The 25,437-nt window shown below is 34.6% G+C and carries 26 protein-coding genes; 7 read left to right on the top strand and 19 right to left on the bottom strand.

Translation table 11 applies throughout. The annotated features are described in order from the left end of the window. Positions 1 to 11 precede the first annotated feature (11 nt). Positions 12 to 1,436 (top strand): hypothetical protein, encoded by a 1,425-nt coding sequence (locus tag ASG22_RS19045; protein WP_055988056.1) that lies wholly within the window; start codon positions 12 to 14, stop codon positions 1,434 to 1,436. Positions 1,437 to 1,672: 236 nt separating this feature from the next. Next, complete coding sequence (locus ASG22_RS19040) at positions 1,673 to 2,836, top strand: hypothetical protein (protein ID WP_055988054.1); 1,164 nt, start codon at positions 1,673 to 1,675, stop codon at positions 2,834 to 2,836. Positions 2,837 to 2,892: 56 nt separating this feature from the next. Here the strand turns inward: ASG22_RS19040 and ASG22_RS19035 are convergent, their stop codons facing one another. The 5 genes from ASG22_RS19035 to ASG22_RS19015 form a co-directional block, all read right to left on the bottom strand. Then, positions 2,893 to 3,189 (bottom strand): hypothetical protein, encoded by a 297-nt coding sequence (locus ASG22_RS19035; protein ID WP_055988052.1) that lies wholly within the window; start codon positions 3,187 to 3,189, stop codon positions 2,893 to 2,895. 160 nt (positions 3,190 to 3,349) lie between these two features. Further along, complete coding sequence (gene hemL / locus ASG22_RS19030; protein WP_055988050.1) at positions 3,350 to 4,633, bottom strand: glutamate-1-semialdehyde 2,1-aminomutase; 1,284 nt, start codon at positions 4,631 to 4,633, stop codon at positions 3,350 to 3,352. A gap of 73 nt (positions 4,634 to 4,706) precedes the next feature. Continuing rightward, positions 4,707 to 5,765, bottom strand: a complete 1,059-nt coding sequence (locus ASG22_RS19025) for a glucosaminidase domain-containing protein (protein WP_055988049.1) — start codon at positions 5,763 to 5,765, stop codon at positions 4,707 to 4,709. Between the two features lie 66 nt (positions 5,766 to 5,831). Then, entirely contained in the window at positions 5,832 to 6,740 is a 909-nt protein-coding gene (locus ASG22_RS19020) for a 1-aminocyclopropane-1-carboxylate deaminase/D-cysteine desulfhydrase (protein WP_055988047.1), read from the bottom strand. A gap of 255 nt (positions 6,741 to 6,995) precedes the next feature. Beyond that, positions 6,996 to 7,322, bottom strand: a complete 327-nt coding sequence (locus tag ASG22_RS19015) for a hypothetical protein (RefSeq protein WP_055988045.1) — start codon at positions 7,320 to 7,322, stop codon at positions 6,996 to 6,998. A gap of 40 nt (positions 7,323 to 7,362) precedes the next feature. On the opposite strand from ASG22_RS19015, the gene ASG22_RS19010 reads away from it, so the two are divergent. From ASG22_RS19010 to ASG22_RS19000, 3 genes are all read left to right on the top strand, one after another. Further along, the gene (locus ASG22_RS19010; protein WP_029294953.1) at positions 7,363 to 7,545 is read left to right on the top strand and encodes a DUF5522 domain-containing protein; all 183 of its coding nucleotides are present in this window, start codon (positions 7,363 to 7,365) and stop codon (positions 7,543 to 7,545) included. Position 7,546: 1 nt separating this feature from the next. Next, the gene (locus tag ASG22_RS19005) at positions 7,547 to 8,077 is read left to right on the top strand and encodes a DUF4136 domain-containing protein (protein WP_055988044.1); all 531 of its coding nucleotides are present in this window, start codon (positions 7,547 to 7,549) and stop codon (positions 8,075 to 8,077) included. A gap of 161 nt (positions 8,078 to 8,238) precedes the next feature. Further along, a complete protein-coding gene (locus ASG22_RS19000) occupies positions 8,239 to 8,823 on the top strand; it encodes a ferritin-like domain-containing protein (protein WP_055988041.1) in 585 nt (194 codons plus the stop codon). Positions 8,824 to 8,894: 71 nt separating this feature from the next. Here ASG22_RS19000 and ASG22_RS18995 read toward each other — a convergent pair whose 3' ends face one another. Continuing rightward, complete coding sequence (locus tag ASG22_RS18995; protein ID WP_055988039.1) at positions 8,895 to 9,704, bottom strand: T9SS type A sorting domain-containing protein; 810 nt, start codon at positions 9,702 to 9,704, stop codon at positions 8,895 to 8,897. 253 nt (positions 9,705 to 9,957) lie between these two features. Between ASG22_RS18995 and ASG22_RS18990 the strand changes: the two genes are divergently transcribed. After that, positions 9,958 to 11,496 carry an endonuclease gene (locus ASG22_RS18990; protein WP_055988037.1) on the top strand — a complete coding sequence of 513 codons (1,539 nt, stop codon included), beginning with the start codon at positions 9,958 to 9,960 and terminating at the stop codon, positions 11,494 to 11,496. Positions 11,497 to 11,778: 282 nt separating this feature from the next. Here ASG22_RS18990 and ASG22_RS18985 read toward each other — a convergent pair whose 3' ends face one another. The 13 genes from ASG22_RS18985 to namA form a co-directional block, all read right to left on the bottom strand. Continuing rightward, positions 11,779 to 12,231, bottom strand: coding sequence for a hypothetical protein (locus tag ASG22_RS18985; RefSeq protein WP_131726217.1), 453 nt, complete (start codon positions 12,229 to 12,231; stop codon positions 11,779 to 11,781). A 13-nt stretch (positions 12,232 to 12,244) separates the two neighbouring features. Further along, entirely contained in the window at positions 12,245 to 13,180 is a 936-nt protein-coding gene (locus ASG22_RS18980) for a hypothetical protein (protein WP_238586949.1), read from the bottom strand. 82 nt (positions 13,181 to 13,262) lie between these two features. Then, positions 13,263 to 16,163, bottom strand: coding sequence for an OmpA family protein (locus tag ASG22_RS18975; RefSeq protein WP_055988032.1), 2,901 nt, complete (start codon positions 16,161 to 16,163; stop codon positions 13,263 to 13,265). A gap of 1 nt (position 16,164) precedes the next feature. Next, positions 16,165 to 16,671, bottom strand: a complete 507-nt coding sequence (locus ASG22_RS18970) for a DUF4280 domain-containing protein (protein ID WP_055988030.1) — start codon at positions 16,669 to 16,671, stop codon at positions 16,165 to 16,167. Positions 16,672 to 16,702: 31 nt separating this feature from the next. Beyond that, positions 16,703 to 17,746, bottom strand: coding sequence for a hypothetical protein (locus tag ASG22_RS18965; RefSeq protein WP_055988028.1), 1,044 nt, complete (start codon positions 17,744 to 17,746; stop codon positions 16,703 to 16,705). 40 nt (positions 17,747 to 17,786) lie between these two features. Then, complete coding sequence (locus ASG22_RS18960) at positions 17,787 to 18,089, bottom strand: hypothetical protein (RefSeq protein ID WP_055988026.1); 303 nt, start codon at positions 18,087 to 18,089, stop codon at positions 17,787 to 17,789. Positions 18,090 to 18,097: 8 nt separating this feature from the next. Next, positions 18,098 to 19,510, bottom strand: a complete 1,413-nt coding sequence (locus ASG22_RS18955; protein WP_055988025.1) for a T6SS phospholipase effector Tle1-like catalytic domain-containing protein — start codon at positions 19,508 to 19,510, stop codon at positions 18,098 to 18,100. A 34-nt stretch (positions 19,511 to 19,544) separates the two neighbouring features. After that, a complete protein-coding gene (locus tag ASG22_RS18950; protein WP_055988023.1) occupies positions 19,545 to 20,519 on the bottom strand; it encodes a DUF2931 family protein in 975 nt (324 codons plus the stop codon). A 64-nt stretch (positions 20,520 to 20,583) separates the two neighbouring features. Continuing rightward, entirely contained in the window at positions 20,584 to 20,754 is a 171-nt protein-coding gene (locus ASG22_RS21055; RefSeq protein WP_157844733.1) for a hypothetical protein, read from the bottom strand. A 1-nt stretch (position 20,755) separates the two neighbouring features. Then, entirely contained in the window at positions 20,756 to 22,687 is a 1,932-nt protein-coding gene (locus tag ASG22_RS18945; RefSeq protein ID WP_055988021.1) for a type VI secretion system Vgr family protein, read from the bottom strand. Between the two features lie 151 nt (positions 22,688 to 22,838). Continuing rightward, the gene (gene tssD / locus ASG22_RS18940; protein ID WP_055988019.1) at positions 22,839 to 23,243 is read right to left on the bottom strand and encodes a type VI secretion system tube protein TssD; all 405 of its coding nucleotides are present in this window, start codon (positions 23,241 to 23,243) and stop codon (positions 22,839 to 22,841) included. Between the two features lie 210 nt (positions 23,244 to 23,453). Continuing rightward, on the bottom strand, positions 23,454 to 23,738 hold the full coding sequence (locus ASG22_RS18935; RefSeq protein WP_055988017.1) for a DUF2752 domain-containing protein: 285 nt from the start codon (positions 23,736 to 23,738) through the stop codon (positions 23,454 to 23,456). A gap of 18 nt (positions 23,739 to 23,756) precedes the next feature. Further along, positions 23,757 to 24,803: an NADPH dehydrogenase NamA gene (namA, locus tag ASG22_RS18930; protein WP_055988014.1), complete on the bottom strand. Its 1,047-nt coding sequence runs from the start codon at positions 24,801 to 24,803 to the stop codon at positions 23,757 to 23,759. 103 nt (positions 24,804 to 24,906) lie between these two features. Between namA and ASG22_RS18925 the strand changes: the two genes are divergently transcribed. Next, complete coding sequence (locus ASG22_RS18925) at positions 24,907 to 25,389, top strand: cytidine deaminase (protein ID WP_055988012.1); 483 nt, start codon at positions 24,907 to 24,909, stop codon at positions 25,387 to 25,389. The last annotated feature ends 48 nt before the right edge of the window (positions 25,390 to 25,437 follow it).

Below are 25,437 nucleotides of genomic sequence, written 5' to 3'. Positions count from 1 at the left end.
GTCTTTATAACATGAAAAAATTTGTATTATACTCTTTAGTACTTGGTACATTAGCAACAACCGTTACTGCATGTAGAAATATAGAAGAAGATGGGGAAACGATCATTCAAAACGGAGGTTCAGGAAACGGAACGACTGAAAACCTTATTCTTTCAGGAAAAATCACATCTAATCTTACCCTTAAAGCTAACAATACCTATAAGTTAAGAGGATTAGTATATGTAACAAACGGAGCTACGTTAACAATCGAGCCAGGAACCAAAATCGTTGGTGAGGCAGATAAAAACGGATCTTTAATTATTACAAGAGGAAGTAAGATCATGGCAGAAGGTACTGCTGCGAACCCTATTATCTTCACTTCAGAAAAACCAAGCCCTAAAAGAGGTGACTGGGCAGGTTTAGTAATCTTGGGAGCTGCTCCTACGAATGCTTCTTTCAACGGACAGCCGGGAATCGGAGAAATTGAAGGGGGTATCAACAACACTGAAGGTTTAGGTCTTTATGGAGGAACAAATGCTGCTGACAACAGTGGTATTTTAAAATATGTAAGAGTAGAATACGCAGGATATGCATTCTTACCAGACAAGGAAATCAACGGAATTACTTTTGGAGGTGTTGGTAACGGTACTACGGTAGATTATGTAGAAGTTGCTTACGCAAACGACGATAGTTTTGAGTGGTTCGGAGGAACGGTAAACTGCTCTCACCTTATTTCTTACAAAGGTCTTGATGATGATTTTGATACAGACAACGGTTTTTCAGGAAAAGTTCAGTTCGGTATTGGGGTAAGAGATTCTCAGATTGCTGACGTTTCTGGTTCTAATGCTTTTGAGTCTGATAATGATGCTAACGGTTCTTCTCTAACACCACAGACAGGAGCTACGTTCTCAAATATGACGATCATTGGGCCAATTAACTCTTCAAGTACTGCTACTAACGCAGGAACAATCAATTCATTATTCCAGAATGCTTTACAGATCAGAAGAAATTCTGCAATCTCTGTATTCAACTCTGTATTCACAGGATTCCCGGTTGGTTTATTTATCGACGCTACAAAAGGTACTCCTACAGACAACAATATCGGTAACTCAAGTTTAGTATTCCAGAATAATATCTTGGCAGGAAATGTAACTCCTTTAAAATTCGGAGCATCTACATCTACTCCTACAGCATTTACATTAACAGATCTTACAAACTGGTATGCTGCAAACGGAAATTCTACACTAACGTATACAGCTGATGCTAAATTTACAAATGCATGGGCTCCTGCAGGAACAACTCCAAACTTCTCTCCTGCTTCCGGATCAGCTTTATTAACAGGTGGTGTATTCACTCACGCAAAATTAACAAGCTGGTTTACTCCGGTAACGTACAGAGGCGCTGTTAAAGATGCTACAGATACTTGGTACGCAGGTTGGACAAACTTTAATTTATAATAAACTTAGTGACTTTAAGTCGCTATTACAAAATAGTAATTAGTTTCTTCATATCAAATTGAAAACGATCCTCGGAAATATTTTTCCGAGGATCGTTTGTTTATGGTAATTTATTACTGAATTGAGTTCATATCCAATATTGTTCTGGGAAAATAAATATAAAAACAGTAATTTGGTCTTTTCAAATAAAAACCTCTTCTAAGCAGACGTATTTGAAAGTAAAATATAAAATTATTATGAAAAAAAATCACTTGAAATTATTCCTTGCGGCTCTTGTTATCAGCTCATCATTAGCCATATACTCCTGTAGTAAAGATGATGATGAAATTGCACGTATCGTTCCTGTCGGAATAGCTCAGGATCCGAATAATTTTAAAGGTGATATTACAAACGGACAGGTAGTTACGCTTGATGCTACCAAAGTGTATGTTCTTAACGGAAGTATACGAGTAAAAGACGGTGGGAAATTAATTATTCCTGCCGGAACAAGAATCGTAGCAACTGCAGCAGCGGCATCTTATATCATTGTTGAACAGGGCGGACAATTATACGCCAACGGAACAGCCGCTTCCCCGGTATTGTTCACCTCTTCCCAAACAACGGGTGGAAGCTGGGGAGGAATCGTAATCTGCGGAAAAGCTCCGATTAATACAGGAACTACTGGTTCTTCCGAGATCGGAAATACAACTTACGGCGGAACTGCCGCCACAGATAATTCAGGTTCTTTAATGTATGTAAGAATAGAATATGCCGGAGCAGATTTTGCAACCGGCAAAAAATTCAACGGACTTTCTCTTTTCGGGGTTGGAAGTGATACCGTAGTTGAAAATATTGCTTTACTAAACAATGCAGAAGACGGAATTCAGCTATATGGAGGAACAGTGAATGTTTCCAATATAGTTTCTATCGGCAATGAAGATGATGCTTTTGTCTGGACAGACGGATGGATAGGAACAGGATCTAATATTTATACCAAAAGAAAAACAGACGGAACAGGAAATACAGGAATAAAAGGAATTAACAATGTTGCCTCTCCCAACGCTTCTCCGAGATCAAACCCTATTATTAAAAATGTAACATTTATCGGAGGTACAAGTGGAGAATCTCATGCCGTTACGATGTATTCAGGAACGTATGCCACAATCGATAATATCGTTACTTCTGAGTGGGCAGCTGGTATTAATATTGAAAGTGATTCATCTGTAACGTACTTTAACGGTAAGAAAAAAATTACAAATGCTTTATTTGAGGATACAACAACCAAAGTTTCATTAAAATCCACAGCGGGTACGAATGTTCCGATTGTAGATACTACATTTACAGAAAAAGCAGACGCAACAGGTGCAGGAAACGGAAAGCTAACTCCGACCTGGGCGACAGGCTGGTCTGGTTTGCAATAACATAAATTTCAGTTTTATAAAAAATAAACGGCATCGGAAAATTTTCTGATGCTTTTTTATTGAATATCTTCAGAAGTCCAATTCAGTTTTTCTATATTTCTTTCTACATAATCCATCGCTTCTTTTACAGATAAAAACGGTTGTGAACTGCTGTCTGAAGCAATATTTCCATATTCGTTAATACAATATTTTCCGAAATGAAGATAATAAATCAATTCTCCCCTTTTAATTTGGGATGAAAATCGACTGTACCCTTCTTCGTAAAAATGATCCCAATTCTGCTCAACCAAAAGTATTGGCAGATAAGTGCTCCCGGAATATTTCCATTCTCCTTTTTTTATAATTTTTTGCATCTTTCAGAGTAATTTGAGTTGAGTCAAATATATTTCATTCCGGAAAATTGAGATTGTCATTCGTATTAACTTTTTCATTTATTCGTTCAGATTCAGTTTAAATCGAAATAGAAAAGGATGAAGCAAAAACCTCATCCTTTAATTTTTTTTCTGATTGAATTTAAGAAAAATCAAACTTTCTTACAGCTTCCAGTGTCATATCAATTTCCTTTTCTTTAATTGCATCACTGATGAAATACGTTTCATATCCACTTGGCGGAAGATATATTCCGTTTTTAAGCATTTGATGAAAGAAATTATTAAATAATGAATGATTTGCATCCTGAGCTTCGTCAAAATTAGAAACTCTGTTGATATGGAAAAATACAGACATCATCGAACCTTTTCTGTTAATTTTATGTGCAATTCCTTTTTCATTTAAAATTTTTCCAATTTCAAAATCCAAAGTTTCTGTTGTTTTTGCCAACCTGTTAAAAAATTCAGAATCATTTTTAATAATCTGCAAAGTTTTCAATCCGGCTCTCATTGCCAAAGGATTTCCGCTCAATGTTCCGGCTTGATAAACCGCTCCTTTTGGTGCCAAATGATCCATAATTTCATTTCTGCCGGCAAAAGCACCTACCGGAAGTCCGCCTCCGATTACCTTTCCATAAGTCACCAAATCAGCTTTCACATTATACAATTCTTGCGCACCTCCAAAAGCTAATCTGAAACCTGTCATTACTTCATCAAAAATCAACAATGTTCCGTTTTCATCGCAGATTTTTCTTAATTTTTGAAGGAATTCATTTTCAGGAAGAACGCAACCCATATTTCCTGCAACAGGCTCGACGATAATAGCAGCAATTTCTCCCTGATTATGTCTGAATAAATCTTCAACCTGCTCAATATCATTATATCTTGCCAACAATGTATCCTTAGCTGTTCCTGCCGTTACACCCGGAGAATTCGGATTTCCAAACGTTGCCGCACCACTTCCCGCTTTAATCAAAAACGAATCTGAGTGACCGTGATAACAGCCTTCAAACTTTATAAATTTATCTCTTCCCGTAAAACCTCTTGCCAGTCTAATCGCACTCATACAAGCTTCGGTTCCTGAAGAAACCATTCTGATCTGGTCTATATTCGGAACATTTTCTGTGATGAATTTGGCAATTTCAGTTTCCAGTTCTGTCGGAGCTCCGAAAGAAAAACCTTTCTCTGCCTGAATTTTTAATTCTTCCAACACTTCGGGATGGGTGTGCCCTAAAATAGCAGGTCCCCAGGAATTAATGTAATCGATATAGGTGTTGTCATCGGCATCTGTAAGGTAAGCCCCTTTTGCAGATTTCATAAAAACAGGAACTCCTCCCACCGATTTGAATGCACGAACCGGAGAATTTACCCCGCCGGGAATGTATTGGTAAGCTTCTTCGAATAAAGCTGAACTTCTTTGGTATTTCATATGTAGTTGTTGGTTGGCAGTTAATAGTTGTCAGTTTAACAATCAACCAACATCTATCAACTATCAACAAAAATTAGTTTCTGGGTTTTTTATCAATCAAATAAATCAATTGTCCGGCAGAAGGTTGTTGTCCTTCATCCATTCTGTTTTTTGCATATAATTTATTTAATTTTATTCCGAATTTCTGGGCGATATCATGCATATCTTCCCCCGATTCGGCTTTGTAAGTTGGAGTATTTCCGTCAGAATTTTTAGATTCTAAGAAAACGATCTCATTTTTTTGAAGAACATCACTCTCCAGCTCATTCCATTTTATCAATCTGCTTTCGCTTATTTTAAATTTCTTAGCGATATACTGAACGTCGGTATCTTCGGGAATAATGATGTATTTTAAACCATCGTTTGGATGACTTTTAATTAAAATTGTATTAAGAATTTCTGCTTTTGTCTTAATTCTTTCTACTCTTTTCTGTTGCTGAGCGTAGGTGGTTTGCTTGTAAGGAACTACAACAGTTACAGGGTCTTTTGCTTTTTTAGTATATTTTTCAGGTTCCAATTGCGCCATGAAAGTTCTGTCATCTTTCAAATTTGGATACAATTTTAGCACTGCATATAAAGCTTCTTTTGAATTCGTATTGTCAAATTCATATAATTTATACCGTTCAATTTTTCCAATTAATATGGAGGCATATCTTGGATTTGTCGCATAACCTGCTTTTTTCAAACCGTTTGCCCAAGCCTTATAGTCCTTCATATCAAGATTGAAAAGTCCTGTATAATATTTTCTTGTGGCCAAAAATATGGAGTGATCTTCGTAAGACTGCCTCGGATCGTCATACACACGGAAGCACTCATTAGGAGCGTCATCGGTATGCTTCATGGTTTTCCCTGTCCAATCTTCTTTACATTTAATTCCAAAATGATTTTTGCCTTCCCGAGCCAATCGGCTTTGTCCGCCTCCGGTTTCCAAAAGTCCCTGCGCCAGTGTGATAGAAGCGGGAATTTTGTATTTTTCCATTTCCTCTACCGCATACTTTGCAAATTTTTGGATGTATTGGTCTTCAGTTGCCCAGGTCTGAGCTGAGAATTTTGATAAAACTAAAAGGCTTACGAGTAAGAAAAGTCTTTTCATCTTATAATTTTTATTGTTTTAAAATGAAAGATGGAACACTTAGTGTTTCATGTTTTCAATTTTACTTTATATAATTAAACTTCTGTTCTGTTTTTCTAAAAGCAAATTTGCCCCTTCAATGCCCTGCAAACCGCCGGTATGAAAGCACAAAATTCTGCTGTTCTCAGGAAAATAATTTTCGTCTATTAATTCGAAAATTCTCTGCATCATTTTTCCTGTATAGATCGGTTCCAACGGAATTTCATATTTTTCTTTAAAATCATTGATAAAACGGATGTTTTCATCTTTTATCTTACCATAACCACCGAAACTTGAATCAATTAGATTGAAATTTTTCTTCGAGGTTAATTCAGATATTCTATTTTCAAGAGAATCATCGTCAACCGCCTTAAAACCTATAACTTTCTGATTGTCTTCGCAATATTTTGAAATCCCGGCAACCGTTCCTCCCGTTCCGACTGCTGTGCAAAGATAATCAAAATCTTTTGTTTCATTATTGAGCATCATTTTTACGCCCTTTACCGCATCCTCATTGGTTCCACCTTCCGGAACAATTAATGCGCCAGAAAACTCTTTTTGTAGAAATTCGGTTAATTTTTCTTTGTGACGATATTCTTCACGGGTAACAAATTTCAGATTCATCCCATTTCTTTTGGCGAAAAGTAACGTAGGATTATCACGCCACTTATCTTTCAATTCTTCTCCTCTTATAATCCCAAGAGTTGGAATTCCAGCTAAATTTCCTACTGCCGAAACCGCTGAAATATGATTTGAAAAAGCTCCTCCAAAAGTTATGATAAAAGGTTTTTCAGGATTTTCAGTTAAATAATTATTAATATTAAAAAATAGCTTCCAGTATTTATTTCCCGAAATCTGAGGATGAATGAGATCTTCTCTTTTAATGAAAAGCCTTACTTTTTTTTTGATTTTAATTTCCTGAATTGGAATTTTTTGTATCGGAAGTTCTAATAGCATTTTACTTCAAAATCATATTCTACAAAATTACTGTTTTTGTTTTGTAATTGTATGATATTTGTCATTCTGAATGAACGAAATTGAGGTAAAAATCTGTAATGATATTGGAAGATTTTTCCCACAGATTTCATGGGTTTCAAAGATGATTGTGAATACTTTACCTACACAAACCACCCCGTCAAAATTCTTTGAATTTTCGCCACCCCTCCAAAAGAGGGGAATTTGAGTGCTTCATTTACAAACTAATTCCTAAAATTATAGATACTTTTTAAAATTCCAGAATTTTCTTTTTTGGAGATAATTAAGATCGTGCTCATTTGCATAAGCCTCTCTTTCGAATGAAATTCTTTTATAAGCCTGAAAACCGTCTTTTAACTTAAAAAGCCAATAATAATATTCAATGATATAGAACAGATAAAAGAAAATAATCAACATTTCCAGCTGTTGTCTTAAATGGATTTTTTCGTGATTGATCAATATGTTATTTTTCTTATCTTCGGGATTCCTAATGAAGATAAAAGGGAAAAGAGCAATGCCATTAATTTTTAATATTTTTAAGGGCTTTTGGCATATAATTATCATGATAACAAATATAAAGTTTTTTGACTTAGCGATTTAACTTATGGCACTTTTTGACATCAAAGAAGGTGAAGACTTTTACTACAATGAGCAGGGGTACAAGGTTTTTACAGAAAAATTCCATCTGAAAAGAGGGCATTGCTGTAAAAGTGGCTGTAGACATTGTCCTTACGGATACGATAAAAAGACCGATACATTCATTAAAAACGATAAAAAAAATAAATAAAATGAAAAAATATATTTTTATTTTGTTAGCTGCGGCTACTATGGGTTTAACATCTTGTAGTCCTTTCAACGTGCGTTCTGATTATGCTGACACGGCAAATTTCACATCATATAAAACGTATAAGTTAAGAGTTGATGATCTGAAACTGAATGATATTGATAAAGACAGGGTTTTGAATGAATTGTCAAGACAGCTTCAAAGCAAAGGTCTTCAATCAGGAGAAAATCCGGATCTGATCATTAATGTAAAAGCAAATCATAAGAAAGTAACCGATATCAACACAACCAATCCTTACGGCGGAATGTGGGGATGGGGCGGATCTTTCGGTTGGGGAATCGGAATGAACAGAACTTGGACCAGTAATTACAATGAAGGGGCAATTATTGTAGACATGGTAGATGCGAAATCAAATAAATTGGTTTGGCAGGGAATCGGAAGCGGAATTTCTGTAGACAGACCTAAAGCTAAGCAAAAACAAATCCCGGAAATCATGGCGGAAATTATGAAAAATTACCCTCCAATGAGAAAGTAAGATTTTTAAAATCAGATATAGTAAAGTCAATACAAATTTTGTGTTGACTTTTTTTATTTTGTAATTAATTTTTAAAAATCGTCGGTCTTGTGGTATCAATCATGATTTTTGGTCTTATAATTGGATATAGTAAGCCATAAAAATCACTAAATATAAATATTATGGCAACTAAATCACCTTCAACAAAAAAAGCAACTCCAAAAACATCAGCAAAAAAAACTCCGGCAAAATCTTCTTCGAAAATTCCGGCTAAAAAAGATGCTGCAAAAGATCTTCAGGATTTATTTGAAGATGCATTAAAAGATATTTACTGGGCAGAAAAAGCGTTGACAAAAGCATTGCCGAAAATGGAAAAAAATGCCACTCATCCGGATCTTAAAAAAGCAATTGCAAGCCACCTTGAAGAAACTAAAGTGCATGTAATGAGACTTGAAGAATGTTTCAAATCTATCGGTGTGAAAGCTGAAGCCAAAAAATGTGATGCTATGCAGGGATTATTGGATGAAGGAAAAAGCATTATGGAGGAAACTCAGGTTGGTGCTGTGCGTGATGCAGGAATTATTGCAGCGTCGCAAAAAGTTGAGCACTACGAAATCGCTACTTACGGAACTCTTGCAGCCTTTGCAAAAGTGTTGAAAGAAAAGCAATGTTTGAAGAATTTTATGGCGACTTTAAAAGAAGAAAAAAATTGCGATAAATTATTAAACCAAATTGCAGACACTGCTTTAAATACAAAAGCGAAATAAAATCAATAAGTAATTAAATAAAAAAGGCTGCTAATCGTGATTAACAGCCTTTTTTAGGATTAAGCTTAACATTAGTTTTTCAGTGATTTGAACGACTTTACCGTTCCATCTTTGAAATGTAGATTTACAAAATACATCCCTTTTTGAAGGTCATTTAATTCTAATATGGTTGATGGTTTTTCAATAGTTCTTATCACCCGTCCGACGGCATCAGCAATTGTAATCGATTTCACATCTTTGATATCGGAAATTTTTAAAGTATCATTAAAAGGATTTGGATAAACATTTACTCCCGAGGCAATACTAATTTCATTTGTCGCCAAATTCGGAATCGGTTCCCAAACTGCATCATCCCAATAATGCCCGGCAAAAGAAGTCCCGGGATTACGGATCGCTAATCTCATTCCGTCTGGAACAGAAGTCGGAACCGTAAAAATTCTTTCTGAAGCAACATCGTTATAGCTGGTATTATTGATGTTGATTGCCTCAAGCATCACAAAAGTGTCAGGAAGATTATCTTTAATATATCCAAATTCTAGGTAGCCCGCAGAATTGGCTTTCATCTTTACACGAAACCTGTGAGTTCCCGCACTGATATTGGTAATCGGAGGCATTACCACAATTGAAATTTTTCCCGTTCCGTAACCGGTTTGATAAATCTGACTCGTACCTGAAGCTGGAGATGTTGAAGAAATAATCTGGCTCGCTCCATTGAGTAAAACACTATCCCAACAAGTGGGTACAACTCCCATACTGCAGCATGAATATGCATCGAAATTTTCAGAAAAACTGCTTACAGCAGTACATTGAGCATTCAAAGAAACTCCACCCAAAATTCCTAATAAAGGAAAACCAATTTTAAAAGATAAATTTTTAATCATTCTAAATAAATATAAGCACAAAAATAAATTATTTTATTATTGAGAGTATTCTAAATTTTCATGACATATATCAATTAATAAAAAGTTAATACAGTCTATTTACTTATTTAAACTAAAAATATCCATTATAACTATTAATACTTCATTATGAAGCAATATCATTTTACTTTAATTCAACAAATATTGAAAATTAACAATTCCGTAATTTTTTATTCATAAATTTATATTAATCTTACCAAACCTAAATATTGACATGAAAAAACCATTATTAATTATTGCATTTGCTTCTATTTTAGCCAATGCACAAGCTCCGTCGGGATATTATAATTCGGCGAACGGACTGTCGGGAGCCAATCTGAAAACAGCTTTAAGCACCATTATCACCAACGGTCATCAGGACAAAGGATATGGCGGACTTTGGACAGGTTACAAAACCACCGACATCGACAAAAATTATGAAAATGACGGTTCTATTTTAGATATTTATTCTGAAAAACCAATCGGAGCAGATCCTTACAAATATACTCCGGTAACCAACCAATGCGGAACATATTCTGTGGAAGGAAATTGCTACAACAGAGAACATATCGTTCCTCAAAGCTTATTTAATGAATCTTCACCCATGGTTTCCGATATTCATTTCATCAGAGCGACCGACGGAAAAGTAAATGGAATGCGTTCAAATTATCCTTTTGGGAAAGTAGGAACAGCAACTTTTACTTCCAAAAACGGTTCGAAACTTGGCAATTCTACCTCTTCAGGATATGCAGGGACAGTTTTTGAACCAATTGATGAATTTAAAGGTGATGTTGCAAGGATGATTTTCTATTTTGTAACCCGCTATCAAAGCAAACTTTCCACTTTTTCTTCGGGAAATATGTTGGGAAGTTCCACATTTCCGGGATTGCAGACATGGGAATTGAATGTTTTGTTGGCTTGGCATAATCAGGATCCCGTTTCTCAGGCGGAAATCAACAGAAATAATGCTTCTTACACGTATCAGGGGAACAGAAATCCGTTTATTGACAATCCAAATTATGTGAATTCAATTTGGGGATCAGGTTCTACGGGCGGTGGCGGAACAACCACTCCTCCATCTACGACAGGTTGCGTTAATGAAACTTTTGAAAATATTCCGACAGCAAGTACCGCTTCTTATACAACAAGAACATGGACTAATAGTGGAATTTCTTGGACGGCAACCGATGCAAGAACAGATCAGACGATTTCGACAAAAGCCATTACGGTAAGAGACGGTTCATTAACTTCAAGCGGTTCAGCCAATGGAATTGGTTCATTGACTGTTACAACTCAATTAAAATTCACAGGATCAAACGGAACTTTCAATGTAAAAGTGAATGGTACAACAGTCGGAACAATTCCTTATAATACGAATGCAACCACGACAACCATTAACAATATTAATATTTCAGGAAATGTTGCGGTGACGTTAGAAAATACTTCATCCAGCAACAGAGTTGCGATTGATAATTTAAGTTGGACATGTTATTCAGGAACTGCAAGACAGGCACAGAATCTTTCTTCTGAATTAAATTCAGATCAAAATACATTGAAGATTTCACCAAATCCTATTTCAAATAATGAAATTTTTGTGAAAGGAGAAACTCAAAATATTAAGAAAGCTGAAATCTATAATCTTCAGGGAAAGGTGATGCACACGATCGATCAACCTTTTAAAAATAGTAGAAATTCCATCAAAATTAAAAATCTTGAACAGGGAATTTATCTTTTGAAACTGGATCATACTACATTGAAATTTGTGGTACAGTAAGAATCATACTTGATAATTAGATTTAGATTCTACCGAATGACAAACTAAAGTGATTGTATTTAGATTGGCTTACTTCGACAAGCTCAACAGAAGCCCGCTTACACTCCTCGAAATGACAAAAAAAGACTTCTCTTTAATATAAGAGAAGTCTTTTTAACTTTAGTTTCTTTTTTATATTACTTACGTTTTATGTATTTGTTTTCAATACCTTGATATATAATTTAATTCAATCTATAATAATTAATTGGAATTAGATAAAAAAACATTTCTATTTATTAGTTTTTATGATACTCCATCCCACATCTGCATATTATATTTTTTATTCAGATAACGGACAATTTCAGGATGGGAAAGGAAAAATTCTCTTGCTACAAAATATTCTTGCTGATCTATTTTAAAACGCTGTTCATACTTTTTTACATTAGGATTTACAATGCTGTCGAAAATATCACCATATCTTTCGTTCTGATAAATACTCATAGAATCGCAGAATTTTTTATTGGCAGCATAACAGGAATCACTGATTAAATAGAGATCTTTATTTATAAAAACGCCTACTTCTGTATTTTGGTCATCCATTTTTTGAAGAAATGAGGTGACGTGTTTCAGCGTATCTCCTTCAAGTTTATATTTGGATATTATTGTTCTGAATTCATCATTAGCCAGTTTTTTCTTCTCCGAACAAGACAGTATTGTTAGACATAAAATCCCTGTTAAAGCAAAACTTTTTATCATATTAATTATCATTTTAGTAAGCCATAAACTCCGTTTTACCCTGAGGAATGTAGAAATATCTGTTTAAAAATATACCTCTTGTTCCTCCATCATAATTTACTTTTGCCCAAAGTGCTGTATTTCCACGCAGATTATTATCCGTTGTATCCATCATTAAAGCTACTAATTTTCCATTAGCAAAAAATTCTAGCTTATATTTTTCTATAGGCTGCATTTTAAAAGTTGGATTCTTATAAATGTCTTTGAAAAGTGTACTTATATTTTTAGTGATTGTTTCTTTATTGTCATAATTAGAAACATATAAATGTTTTAATGCATTGTATTCCAATCTTGCAATGTTATCCTGATCGCCATTCCCATAGATTGATGAAATTTCTTTATATTTTTTAAGGAGTTTTGCCTCAAGTACCTTTTCATCCATTTTTCTCAAATCCTGTGCATCTTCAAATGGAGATTGTGTTTGATAGGGAACGGTAACATTAATATCTATACTGCCTTCGTAAAATGTCTTTCCTGCGCCTACAAACTTTTGTTTTACATACCCTTTTGTCACTTCATTTTTTATGGTCGGTAAGCTGTATTCCATTAGTGTTTTGTCTGATGTCTCATCATTCTTCAGATCATATGAACCCAATTTTAGATTAAGACTGGTTTCATCTGTTAATGTAGGATAGTTTTGCTTATATTTATTTTGATTTCCAAAAGGATACAATTTATATTTTAAAGTATGTTTTCCACTTTTAAAAATCACTTTATTAATATCAAAACCTTCAGGTACCATATTATCGAAATTTTTAAAAACAGGTATATCATCTAAAAATATTTCATAATAACAATAGTTTCCCTCATGTGATATTACATACATTGGCTCTACTGGATAATGTTTTACCTGCTTCAAAATTTCATCTGATATATTTTCTGCAGTAATGTTTGAGTTTTGATCAATCATATTTTCTTTTTTTTGAGAACAGCTCTGCAAGCTAATTAATACGGTTAAAAGTGATACTAAATATTTCATATGTATTATTACATTATTGTTTAAACAATTCTATTTCATATAGAGGAAGTTCAAATGGCTCTATTAAAGTAAATGGAGTGGGTGTTCCTTCATTTGTTTCTAAATCCAAAATTTTCCCAATAAATGTAGAAACTTTTAAACTGCCAAAATAATTACCTTCTACTCCTGAACAATATATTATTTTTTTTACAAAAAGACCTTTTCCCTCTCTGTTATTTACTCCATACATCAATTTTGCACCTAAGATACCATTCAATTCTACATTAACAACTCCATCAATCTTTGTTTGAAAGGGATCAAATCGAAACTCTTTCTTATATTTTAAACTTATATCAGCTTTAAAACTGATTTGTTCTTTTATTATAGATTGATTTTCTGCCTTCTGTACTAAGTTTCCTAATTTATCTGTAAAGCTATAACTATTAGTAAGAAAATTAAATCGCATATTTTGTTCAAACATAAGATCTCCTCTTACTGTTATACTTCCTTTGATAGAGACACCTAAGCTTTTAAAATATTCTTCAATTTTACTGTTATTCTCTTTATTTTTATTTAACTTGTTTTCCGAGCCTTTAGGATGTTTTGCATTTTTAATATCCTGTATTGTTTTTGTTATTAACTGTACGAGATCAAATTCTCTCTTAAAGTTAATAGCAATCAAAGGATCAGCCTTAAGATTAGCTTCATACACTAAAGCAAGTTTTCCATTTTTTTGCTTCTGATAATACATTCCTGCATTCACAGCAATAGCTGGCGGAATCAAATCAACACCTGCGTCATCCATCCTTTTAAGAATACTTTCAGCCTTTCTTGCCATTTTAGCAAATTTTTCCAGCTTTGTGCTTATATTTTTACCTCTTGTAAGATAAATCATTAATAAGTCGATAATAATACCTACAACTACAAAACCGTAAATCACAGCTGCTGCTGCAAATCTCGTATATTGAGTTTGTTTTATTAAATTCGTTTTCGTACCAGAAAGAGAAAGCTCTTGTCCAGCTTTCTCTACATTACGATTATGATAAGTATGAATTCCGTAAAAATAGCTTTTTGCCTGGCTTTCGATATATTTTAATAAGGTATGCTCAACGATAAAATTTGCAGGGATTAATCTGTAAATTTTATAAAAAGTAGTCGCCTTCAACTCATTAAGAACATCAGAAATCCCTTGTTCCAATTCAAAATTCTTCTGATGAAAATAATAAGACATTACGGTTTCTTCTCCATTGTATTGAAAATGCCCTATCCATACCACATCCGGATAAACCCTTACTTCCAGTGTTGCCTTATCTTTGTCGGAATAATACGCACAACTGTTAATATGAAACGCAAACTGATAATAGATCTTTGAAAGAGGATTCAAAAATTTCCCCAATAGCAATGCGTAATTTTTAGGAAAGCCAGACTGTTGGGAGAAAACAATTTGTTTTACACTATTTCCATTTTTTGGAACAAGATCTTTACTGTCGGTTTCATTTACATAGATTATATTTTTATTATGCTTTTCTTTCCTGAAACAGCCTTTATCCGAACGGTTTAGAACATTCACCTTAATCTCCTTCATTTTGTTGGCATCGGGGGCAATCATTTCATAAAAAAGCGCATTCTGATTATATTCTATATAGCTGAATTCGATCTCTACTCTTCGGTTTTTCTTATAGGCTTCTTCTGTTTTTCCAGAAGCTACAGGACTTACTTCTCCATACCCTCTTGTTTTTATCCTGTTTTTATCTAATCCTCCTTTTGCGAAAAAATTCTTTACCGCCTGCGCTCTTCTTTCAGAAAGTGCCTGGTTATAATCTAATGTTCCCCTGTCATCTGCATGTCCCGAAAGGGTCATGTCTAAATGTTGGTTGTAGAGCAAAAAATCTAACAGAAATTTTAAAGTATCCTGGGCTTCAGGACGGATATCAGATTTATCAAAATTAAAATGAACTTTTGCCGTAGTATATTGCACCACAGGAGAAGTTTTTTTGAACGTAGTCTGCCCTTCTTTAAAAACCTCGAAAGTCTCACCATTATCATCTATATTGATTTGCTTGAATGTGCAAAGGTGATTTACTTTAACATCTTTATCAGCCGCATCTACTTTTACCGGGGCATTGTTGGTGAGTTTTACGATATCCTTTTTTATGGGAACAACATTGTTTTTAACTTTCAGATATCTTCCATGGATAATCTGTTTCTTGTTGTCTTGTACATAATGGTTCCCATCTTTTACTTTAATATAAAATAAATTGTCCTCGTTTCCTTTTTTCCAGGATGGCTGAATGGTAAACTCCGTATTAACCTCTCCATCAATGACTTTAGCCTGCTTCTGAAATACTTTGGTTTGCTGGTCATCTTTTGTAGGATCATAATTTCTGTCAAATACTCTTCCAGCAACTTTGCCAAACGTAACTTCACTGTTTAGGCGATATACTTCTATGGTAAGCGTCTGCTGATTCAAACCTTCTGTTTCCAGCCCCAGAAAGACATTCTCTCCAAATGAAAATTTATGGTCACGTTGATCCGCTCCATCATTTTGCAAACACCATTTGCTACTGACAAGTAAAGCCGGAGTAAATCCTTTTACATAAAGTCCTGTAATATTTTTAGTATCTCTATTGCCGAAAAGTGTAGCTTCAATATAATAATATGCTGATGCTCCACATTCCTTTTTTTTAAAAGCATAACCGTATATCTGACTGGGTCCAATCTGTTTTTTATTAATGATCATTTCTCTGGTATAGTCCTGCCTTATCCAGATAGTACCTTTCTTTTTATCAGCATCTGTAGTTCCTGACATCCATTCGGAAACTTTAAACCATACCAGTTTGCCAGCTTCAACACAAATGCGGTTTCCCGATCGTCTTATTACCCTTGCATTGACCTCGTTTACTGCTATATCGATCTTGTTTACTCCTTTTCCCATTTTAATAGTTTAGAGTTTGTTTAGTTGCGTCTCCTGAAGTGTCGTACATCATTTCTTTCTTCTGCATACTTTCAGAATCTACTAATGGATTGATCTGCTGCTGCACGTCCCTATTTGCGTTTTTAAAATTTTGTTGGCAAGCTTCAGCTCTTTGTCCGTTATCTATAATTTCTATACAGGGTGTACCCGCAACTGCACAAATCGCTTTGCTGTCTTCCAAAATGATAAATCCTCCATTGCTGAGCTGTACTTTATCGTAAAAATTCTGCCATTCGGTAACCATTATTTTACAAGGTGGAGGCGGAACTCCCATCTTTGTACAGTTTCCGAAAGTATTTTTTTCAAATGTTGCAGCTCCTATTTCTTTTGTTGTGACAATCAGCTTTTTGGAAGCATCTTTGTCATTAGCATATTCTTTCTTATGGGTAAGCACTTTAAGCTTATCCGGAGCCTGTCCAAACTGGCATTTGCACATAGCACCTTGTACTACAATATGTTTTTCTGCCATTTTATTTTATATTTTCGTGATTTGATAATTCTTAATTTTCATTAATCACTGCAATAGCTACAGTAATCTTTTTTTCCTCCTGCAGCATAATACTACATTCCAGATATACTGATTCGGGAAGCAAAGTTTCTCCGTTCAGATAATGTACTATTCTACAACTTCCTTCATTATTCATTTCCGGATTATCTTCTACGATTAATGAAAAAGGTGCTTTATTAATAAAATCATAAACACTTCGTTCGTCATGTAAGTTTCCGTATCCTTCTATATTTATTAAATCATATTCATCTTTCAATGGATCTATTTCCAATTCAATCTGATAATTTGGTTCTACCGAATTATTCACGATCGGGAAAGTCTGCATACCTTCAATTTTAAAATTTTGACCAAAACTCTGATATATTCCGAAAAACAATGTTCGAATGAAATAGTCATTTTTTAAAAGCAGACTTAACGTATCAGGCTCACTTAATATTTTCTCTATTTTAAGACAATATTCATCTACTGTTTCACCGTCAAATTCTTTATAAACTTCCTCTTTTACCTTAGACCACCTTTCTTTAAACACTGAAATATTTTCAATATCATTGAATTTCCCTTTTTCATCTACACTCACTTGCAGCGGGTATAAAACTTTAGAGGTCTTATAAGCCAACAGATCGGCTATTTCATTTACTTCTTCTTCATTCAGATATAGATTTGAAGTTCTGTCTATTTCAAAAAAATGCAGATTATTTTCAGTTTTCAACCAACGTACAGAAGTTTCATATTTAAGCTCATTTTTATGGTTTCCATTTTCAATATTAATGGTAACTCCATATTTTAATAATGAATGCTCAGGTTGAAAAGCTAAGCTATTTCCCCGACCGAAATTTACCAATCGTTTTTTGTCGGTAACAGCAGTTCTTGGAATAAAAAGTTCCTTTTGACTGGTAAAATCTATCAAAATCATATCCTTAACACTGCAATTGTTATTATGAAATAACTTTAAAGCATCTTCGGATAAGTTGTATAGAGAAGCAACACTTCTTAAAGTTTCGCTCTTCTGGACGATATGTTTATTAAATTTCTGCATTTAAAATGATCCTGCAACAAAAACAGATTTTTGAAAGGTTTTATTTAATACTGAAAATATACAAGGCAAGTAAAATAATGCTCACCATGATCAAAATTATATTGGTAACTCTATTTTCTTTATTTCGGGAGGTAAAAAAGCTTACAAGCAATTCTATAAAAAGCAAAAAACACCAAACAGTCATCCAGCCGACATTCAAAACAAGATCCATGGGAATCGACATTCCATCGTTCCCTCCAATTGATTGATGAGAATGAAACCAAGAATCCCAGTGGGCATAGATGTATATTAATAGAAATCCTATTAATAATAATGCAACTCTTATGATCAGGTGTCTTTTCATTTAATAAATTAATGCAATACTCTTACTCTATCTGATGTTGGGTCCATACCAATACCTTCTCTTCTTGCAGACCAGTGTAGATATTTATTTCTAAGAATCCTTAAATCATCCTGCTCCTTCATTTCTCTTTGATAGTCTGCATATTTTTGTTCCGGTATTGCAGCGCCCCTATATTCGTTCTCGACTTCTTTATATCGCTTAAAAGTATACTGTTTACCATTTCCCATTGCATAAGATCTGAGACGATCTTTTACTCTTACCAATAAAGGATCTTCCGAAATAGAATACTTTTCATCAATCAATTTTTTGATAGTCAACGGAACTGTTTTCTGAACACCATACTCTGCCATAAAATGCAAGGGAACATAGCTGTATCTTTTAACTAAATCCCGAGTCCCCCTTAATGAATGATAAAAGCCTGTGACAATAGTAAGCTGATCTTCTTTGTACCAGGCATCTGCTATAAGCTGGCTCCTTAATTCTTTTAATTTTGTTGTGGTTGTCCAAGATGTTTCAACTTCCTCCCACGTCTCTGTTCCGTCTTCATAAGCACCGCCTACATCACAGTGTACACCAGGAAATATTCTTTCTGTACCTACATGCACGTGGGTAAGATCAAAATTTTCTCTGTGCTCATTTTCTGCTACAAAATGGATAACGGTCTGTGCTTTTCCGATATCGTTTAGGCTTAATTCTTCCACATCATTATGAAAATTCGGGGTAGCAGAAAAACTTTTTGAATAAGAAGAAACGGTATCATAAATACCTAAAAATCTGACCTTCAACACATCAACTACAATTCCGGCTTCCTGAAGTTTGAGTCCTAAATGTCCCCATTTTGGAAGATCAGGACCTTCTACTCCGTCACCATCACTGTCAGAAAGAACTGTAACAGTCATTCCTTCGTTTGAATATGTTGTTGAGGTCGCTTTATATTTTGATTTACCAATTTCATGAACAAAATTTCGAGCTGCTGCAGCACCACGACTGAAACCGAAAACATCAAAAGTAAGTACAGTAATTTTATCTGCTTTTTTTGCACTTTTAATATTCTTCACTTTTTTCACGATCTCTTCACAGCCTTTTTTTACTTTTCCGCGAATTCCGGTAGGACCTGTTCCGAAGGCATAGCCCAACATTGAATCTTTTTCCTTGTCTTCCGTACCAATCCCTTCTATGTAAATGCCAAAATTTTTATCGTAATTGTCCCACAAACGTGCTACATTACTCCAATCGTTATTGTAACTGTTATTATCGGTAGGATTCCCTCCTTTTTTCTTGTATGCGTCAGTTTTGCCAATTCTTTCGATGGTATTGGTTTTATTATTCAAAGTACCATCAAAAAATATCCCGAGAGTAATGTCTAGCACTTCCTCTTTGGTTATGGTTGGTGTATAATCTCCAAATATATTATTGGGCATAATTCTTATTTTAAAATTGATGAATAAGGATCAGCTATTCTATTTTCTGAGATAATCTGATCTTTGCTTTTGTAATAGGAACTTCTTGCTTTTCAGTTTTTAACAACAGTAATACTTTGGTATTATCTTCATTAATTTTAATAATAAAATCTATTTGTTCTTCTTTCCCGCCTTTTTGAAAAAGCTCAAAAATTTCTTTCTCATCAAAAGAGTCTATCCACACGGCATATCTGTTTTTACTTTTATCCCGCCAGTAAAAACCGCAGAATTTAGGAATCGCTCTTTTTTGATACGTGTCATTGTGTAAACTTTCAGCGAAAAGATTTTCCTGCTCACCATTATAATTCTTAAATCCAAAATCTATCCATTCTGCACCTTCAGGTAAGATGACCATAGGTTTCCAATTGTATCTTTCTCTATAAACATCATACAGATTTGGATCAGGATACCCTTGTTCTTTTATTTTTGCTCTTACATCAGGTTTAAATGTCTCATAAGATGCGTCATTTAACATTCGGTCTGCAAAACCTTCCTTTAGCATATACTTTGCATTTTCGTATGCTTTTTCTTTAGTAATAATAGTATCATGAGCCTGAAAAACACCAACTTCCTTCTGGTTTCCCGAACCATTGATCCATAAAACCACTCTACCTTTTGGAGCCAGACCAACTATAAAATTAGTATAGGTCGTTTTTTTATTATTATCCTGATCTATAAAACCTTTTGTAAACAGATCGTTTATTTTTTCTTTGTTTAAATCCCATTTTCCGGTGTAAAATTTATTCTCTACGAGAGAATACCATGTAAATTCCAGTTTATGTGGAATTCCCATTTTTTGAATTTCTACACTCATTGTTCCGCCTTCATTTCCCCAGCCTGTGTTTTGTGTTCCCCAAATGGCATCAAAGCCATAAGTAAAATCATCAGCAATAATAGCTCCTTTATACACTTCCATCGGATATTCCTGCGGTGCAGAGACTGTTCCCAGCCAACTATATTTTTCTTCCATCTTTTTATTTTGACAATTTATCAGCGAGAAACTGTATACAACGAAAAGGATCAGTATTTTCAGTTTACTTATTGCCATGAGACATTATTTTTTTATTGCATGAGAGAACCAGATTTTCTTTTTTTGCTTCTACATTGATTTTTTTTGCAATCTTTTCAACCTTACTCCCCGCACTCAAATAATAAGAGTCTTTGACGGTTATTATTAAATTTTTCGCAGTCTTTCTTATGGCCATATCAGAAAAGTTTAGATTTTTCAGCACTATTGAATTCTACAATCTTACCACTTTGCATGGTCATATTTTCCAACTCGCTAAACATAGAAATTTCTCCGGCTATTTCATTAGAAGTCTCAGACTGTCGGGAGAATTCTTTTTCTACCATTTCTGTTCTGGTATCCGAAGATTCTCTGATATCTCCCGCCGCATTTTGAACAATGTCATTTCCTGCTGTAGAATTGATATTCTGGTTAGCAGTACTTGAAATACTTTCACCTGCATCAACAACAATCTCTTTTCCGGCAGTGATATTAATATTTTCTCCCGCATATAATGTGAAATTTTTAGGAGCATTTAAGCTAATATTTCCTTTCCCATCCATGAAATAGATATTACCACTAGGATCAACGATCTTTACACTTCCTTCTTCATCATTCATTAAAATTCGGATTCCACTTCTGGTTTGGATAGATTTAAGATGATTATTAATTCCGCCACCTAATCCAATTCCTCCATGGAACATTCCGCCCATGACGAAAGGTCTGTCTGGATGGTTGTGAACGAAATTCACCATCACCTGATCTCCAACTTCCGGAATTGCCACATATCCTCTGTTTTGGGTTATCTGATCTGTTCCACCGGCATCAGGACTCATCATTCTGATAAAATGCGTGGTATCATTCGTCTGCCAATCGAACCTCACCTGAATTCTTCCCTGTCCCTCAATATCCGTATTGGAGACAACGACTGCCGTTTGCGGTTCTGCTTTGGGAACCGTAAAATCGGGTTTTGGTAAAAATCCGGTATCTGCAGCAATTCCTTCAAAAGTACCCTGATAATGACCGATAGTATCGATTTCATGGGTAACTTCCGTTGCCATTATTTTGGTAAAATAAGATGTTTCATTGGAATCCATTTTTCTCATCTGAACATCTACAATACAGCCTGGATGCAAAAAAGGAACCGTCGTGTTTCCTGCAATAGAAAAAACATTTACAGAAGCACTTCCCGCCGTACTTTTCTGAGAATATTCCACATCTAAATGCGTTGTAGCCTTAATTGGAGCAACTTGAAGCGAAGGTGTTTTATAAATTTTGTCATTGTGAGCATAAGCGGTTTTTGCCAGATCACTCACATGTTGAACCGGAGTTTCTCCTGAGACCAGCTTTTCATTTTTGTTGCTGTTGTAACCGTAGAATTGCGGTTTGGTATGAACAGCCTTTAATTCTACTCTAATATCATTGGCACTGCTTCCGTAGGTTAATTGAATGGGTTTATTCTGAGCCGGAAGCTTTCCAAAATGTAAAACTTCACCGTCATAATAAAACTGTTCGCCATACGCTTCAGCCATTCTCGCCAGATAATTGTAATGGGTTTCGTTGTATTGACTGCTATAAATAATCTGCGAATAATCATTGGTATCAATTCTTACATCAAACCTGCTTTTATCAATTCCTTGTTTGATAACTTCTTCGGCAATCATTCCCATATTCACTGGTTGATTTCCTCCAAAACTTTGGATATGAGGAGCTCCATCCAATAAAATGGTTGGGCTATAACCAGAAAGTACAATATTTCCCAAGCTCATCTTTTCCTGACTGAAACCTACCCCTGTGATAACTCCAACAAAAGTTCTTTCCGGGCTGCTTTCAATATCTTTATAGGAAATTACCGCTGTTAAACGTTTTCCAAGAAATTTATTCGCTTCTTCCAACGTATGGTTTTGAAGATCACCCAAAGCATCGTGAGCCAGCGTAAGTTTAAACTCATGATGACGTTGTGCACTTTGTTTTAGCGTAAAATGTTTGTAGTGCTTGATAATTTTACCTTCGATAACAACCGAAAGCTTAACCAGACGGTTAATTCCAATATGATGATTTGCAGAAATTCCGTCTGCATTTTGTGTCGGACGGAATGGTGCACTCCCATTGTGTTCAGGTGTGGATGACATAATTTTGTGTTTGATGTGTGTTTTTAAACTAAAAATTATTCAGCAAAAGGGAATTCATAATCAGAGATAACGATTTCCCTTTTGAAAATAATTTCAGAATATCTGTTGAAAACCTTTTATTAAAAATTTTCATTCTTAATTTAATAAAGACTTAGCTGGATGGCCAAAGTCCTTTGTACTCAGAGTTTCCGTAAGTGATCTCTTCTGCGCTGATTACAAAACTGATCAACATATTGTTACTGTCAATAGCATCGAAATCTACCTCATGCTGAATCACATAACCGTTTTCCCAGTTTAATGTGATCAACGTTCCTTCTTCGTGAGATTTATTAAAAGAAATTTCTCCCTTTGTCGGTTTATATTTTCCGTTCAGTAAACTTTCCAGAATATCTGATTTTTCCGTTGCTTCTACTGTTACTTTGATAATTGCGTTGGAAGGATCTGAAGCTACTCTACCCGAAACATCCGTAGATCGGGAAACGCTGTAGTTCAGTTTTAATAATTTTTGTCCTTCCCCTCCGTTGAATTTTAAAATTCCTCTAGAATTTGCTGCCATACTTGTAAATTTTATTCATTAATATTCGACTTTCATTATGATGGTACCACAAATATAAGTTTCAGAATTTAATTGAGAGAATTTTTAACACTGAGTTTTACATTCTGTAGTAATTCTACGATTTTTGATTTAATTTTTAAGAATCATTAACATTTTTAATTGCAAAAAGACCGCCATGAGCGATCTTTTTAGTTTTATTTTTTAAATTATCTAATGTAAAAAGTGTTTATAAAAATATGAAGTGACCATTATAATTAAATTTATTACAGCCAAAGCAATCAATATATTACCATATTTCCTTTTCTTATCAATGAAACTTACCACCAAAATTCCAAAGAAAATCAACAATGTATACACTGCAGGATAAAGATGAAAAGCTTCTGAAAACTGACCTTTGAAAACCATCAAAATTGCTCTCTGACTTCCGCAGCCAAGACACTCTACTCCGAAAAATCTCTTGATGGGGCAAGGCAACAAGAAGTCTTCAACTTTCATATTATTTTTTTAATACACTTAAATTTTCGCTCTTAAATACTGATGAGGAAAAAAGCATTCTTCGTTTGTTTCAAAAGAACCCTGAACCGCAATATATGGATTTCTCAACATTTCTCTTGCAATAAAAATTAAATCAGCGTCTCCTTTTTGTAGAATTTCTTCTGCGTGCTCTATTTTTGTAATTAGACCCACCGCCGCAGTTTTTATTTCTGCTTCATTTTTTACCTGAGAAGATAACGGAACCTGATATCCTTCAAAAAGTGGAATTTTCACACCATGAATATTTCCACCACTGGAAACATCAACCAAGTCAACAGAATGATTCTTTAATACTTTTGCTAATTCCACACTTTCATTAATGTCCCAACCATTTTCTGCGTATTCTGTTCCGGAAATTCTTACAAACAATGCAACATTTTCGTTCAGCTCTTCATTAACAGCATCCACAATTTCAATTAAAAATCTGATTCTGTTTTCAAAACTTCCGCCATATTCATCGGTTCTGATGTTTGAAAGTGGTGATAAAAACTGATGAATAAGATATCCATGCGCTCCATGAATTTCAATCACATTAAAACCAGCTTTTACTGCTCTTCTTGCAGAATCTTTAAAGTTTTGAACCTGTTCTTTAATTTCTTCAGCCGTTAAAACATGAGGAATTCTTTCCGTGGGATGATAAGGAATCGGGCTTGGCGCAACTGTTTCCCAACCTTCTTCAATAGGAATTTGAACATTATTCCATGTCGAACCCTTTCTTCCTGAATGCGACAACTGAATTCCTATTTTACTTTCGGAGTTTTTGTGAACAAATTCCACAATTTTCTGCAATTTTTCTGCCTGTTCATCATTCCAGATTCCCATGCAGTGATTGGTGATTCTACCGTTAGGCTCTACACCTGATGCTTCTACTATAATTAAACCTGTTCCGCCCTGTGCTCTGCTTCCGTAATGCACAAAATGAAAATCATTGGCAAGTCCGTTCTCGGAAGAATACATACACATTGGCGACATTACCCAACGGTTTTTCAACTCAACATTTCTGAATTTGATTGAAGTATATAACATTTTGATACTACTATTTTTTTGTTAAAATTTTGAAGAATGAGATTATATTGCCCACCTCATGAAAAAGAAGTAAATTTACTCCCCTTTTTTGAATCCACAATATATGAAAAAAGAAACTCTGATCAGTTACGAATATTTTAAGAATAGCAGCGAACTGAGTGATGTTGAAAAAGAATTATTCGAAAGAGCAAAACAGGCTCGTGAAAATGCTTATGCGCCTTATTCAAACTTTTGGGTAGGTTGTTCTGTCTTACTGGAAAATGGTGAAATATATTCCGGAAACAATCAGGAAAATGCCGCTTATCCTTCTGGGCTTTGTGCTGAGAGAACGGCTCTTTTCTGGATTGCCGCTAATTTTCCGGATGTTAAGATTAAAAAGATTTTCGTTGTAGGAGGTCCGAAAGAATTCCATGAGAAAAATCCTCCAATTCCGCCATGTGGTGCCTGCAGACAGAGCTTAATGGAATATGAAACAAAACAAAACGAAAATATTGACCTTTATTTTTCAAGTATGAATGAAGAAGTCTTTAAAGTGCATGCAATTAAAGATTTGTTGCCGTTTTATTTTGACTCGACGTTTTTGTAGTATTATCAGTATAATTTCATTTAAAATACAGAATTCATAATATTTTTA

Source organism: Chryseobacterium sp. Leaf405, from assembly GCF_001425355.1.
Lineage (GTDB): Bacteria > Bacteroidota > Bacteroidia > Flavobacteriales > Weeksellaceae > Chryseobacterium.
Note: the sequence above shows the minus strand (reverse complement) of the source record. Positions and strands in the feature narration are given on the sequence as shown.